This is a genomic window from Polaribacter sp. (assembly GCF_965660385.1).
In the GTDB taxonomy this organism is placed as follows: Bacteria; Bacteroidota; Bacteroidia; order Flavobacteriales; family Flavobacteriaceae; genus Polaribacter.
In genome coordinates this window covers 1-2,159 of sequence record NZ_CBFHZT010000126.1, presented here as the reverse complement: position 1 = coordinate 2,159, position 2,159 = coordinate 1, and the positions used below count along the sequence as shown (strand labels likewise).

General features: G+C 30.0%; 2 protein-coding genes. Both read right to left on the bottom strand.

Going from position 1 to position 2,159, the window contains the following annotated elements:
• Positions 1-162: 162 nt before the first annotated feature.
• Complete coding sequence (locus tag ACTG3V_RS15490; RefSeq protein WP_439133074.1) at positions 163-783, bottom strand: trimeric intracellular cation channel family protein; 621 nt, start codon at positions 781-783, stop codon at positions 163-165.
• Positions 784-1,905 (bottom strand): DEAD/DEAH box helicase, encoded by a 1,122-nt coding sequence (locus ACTG3V_RS15485; RefSeq protein WP_439133073.1) that lies wholly within the window; start codon positions 1,903-1,905, stop codon positions 784-786.
• Positions 1,906-2,159 lie beyond the last annotated feature (254 nt).

The window sequence follows — 2,159 nt, the reverse complement described above, 5'->3', positions numbered from 1 at the left end:
GATTGATAATGGAATTGACGAACAATTATTACGCTCTATCAGAGAACTTTTAAAAGATGTTGAGTAAAAAAATTTAATAATTTTGTAATAAATGAAATGTAGTTGAGAAATCTTGTAAAGTTTTCTTTTTATAGGGTTTCTCAGCTATTTATAAATCATCAATTATTTACCAAACAAATCATCTTTAATTCTAGGCAATTGCAAATGAAATTTTACTGCAATTAATCGTACACTAATAATTACGGATGCTGAAATGACAAAAATTACATCTTCTGAAATCGGAAAATAAGTCAAAACTAAATAGGTAATTCCACCTGCTAAACACGCAGATGCATAAATTTCTTTTTCAAAAATTAGTGGAATTTTATTAGTTAAAACATCTCTTAAAACACCGCCAAAAACTGCAGAAATCATCCCCATAATTAAAGCTACTATTGGGTGTAAATCAAATAGCAAACCTTTTTGCAAACCAAGTAAAGTAAACACACTAATACCCACAGTGTCAAATAAAAAGTGAGTTTTATATAAGGGTAATATTTTGCTTTTAAATAAAAAAGTGACCACCACAGCAACAAGAATTGTCCATAAATAGTTTAAATCTCCAATCCAATTTATAGGATGCGCATCAATTAAAACATCACGTAACATTCCACCTCCAACAGCGGTTACAAAAGCAATAATGGCAACACCAAATAAATCAAATTTTTGATCGGAAGCTACTAAAGCCCCACTAATGGCAAATGCAAAAGTGCCTAAAATATCTAAAACATAAATAAATTCCATTTACACTGTAACTTCTGTAAATTTAATCTGTAAATCTTTTTGTAATTGATGAATTTTTTCTAATTCTGATGGCAAAATAAAGGCTAAAGAAGTTCCTGTTTTTCCTGCTCTTGCTGTTCTACCACTTCTATGCGTGTAATATTCTAATTGCTCTGGTAATTGATGATGAATAACAAATTCCAAGTCTTTTACATCAATTCCACGAGCAGAAACATCCGTAGAAATTAAAAACTGTAAACTTTCATTTTTAAACGCACGCATTACTTTATCACGTTCTTTTTGTTGCATATCACCCTCTAAAGCAGCTGCAGAGAATCCTTCTTCTATCAATTGTTTTGCTAAATTTTGAGCTCCTGCTTTTGTTCTGCAAAAAATAATACCTCTTTGATTGTTTCTTTTCTCTAAAAAAGTTACAATATCATCTACCTTTTCTTTTAAAGTTGTTTTAACGTATTGATGACGAATATTAGCATTTACCAAGGCATTTCTGTTTACTTCAATTCTTGGTGCATTCGCATCCATATAGGTTTTTACAATTCGTTTAATTTCATCTGGCATAGTTGCAGAAAAAAGCCATGTTTTTCGATCTGCTTTTTTCGTAAATTTTAAAATACGATTCAAATCTTGTTTAAAACCCATACTCAACATTTCATCAGCCTCATCTAAAATAACTGTTTTTACATGACTGATATCTACTGCTCCTCTTTCAATTAAATCAATTAATCTACCTGGTGTTGCAATAACAATATGTGTGGTTCTTTTTAAATTGCTCATTTGACGATCAATCTTTTCACCTCCAAAAACGGCTTCTAAAAAAATGCGTTGGTCTACATATTTTGTAAACTTAAAGAGTTGTTTTTTAATTTGCTGTACCAATTCTCTTGTAGGCGATAAAATTAAAGCTTGAATATGTTCAGAATCTGCATCAATTTGATGTAAAACTGGTAAACCAAAAGCGGCAGTTTTACCTGTACCTGTTTGCGCCAAACCAATAAAATCCGTCTTAGATTGTAGTAAAATAGGAATCGTTTTTTCTTGAATTTCTGTAGGGTTTGAAATTCCGATTTCTTTAATAGATTTTATATAATCTTTATGAATTCCTAAAGCAGCAAATGTTAACATGGTATCTTAATTTTTTGCAAAGATACTTTTATTGATACTAATAACGATAAATGAAATTAAGTAATCTTTTTCAAAGAATTTACGGTTTTAGACAAATTAACCTAAGAGAATTTAATTAAAACCAGCAAAAAAATGGTTATTTAGAGGCTTGTAAAACCTTTAAAACATCTTCCCGAATTCTTGCAGGTTTATAAGTTTCTGCATCTAACATTGCCCAAATGGTTTTTGCTTTTACCAATAAAACATCGTTTTTA

Coding starts and splice junctions, on each gene's coding strand:
- ACTG3V_RS15490 (WP_439133074.1), bottom strand. CDS start 783: ATGGAATTTATTTATGTTTTAGATATTTTAGGCACTTTTGCATTTGCC.
- ACTG3V_RS15485 (WP_439133073.1), bottom strand. CDS start 1,905: ATGTTAACATTTGCTGCTTTAGGAATTCATAAAGATTATATAAAATCT.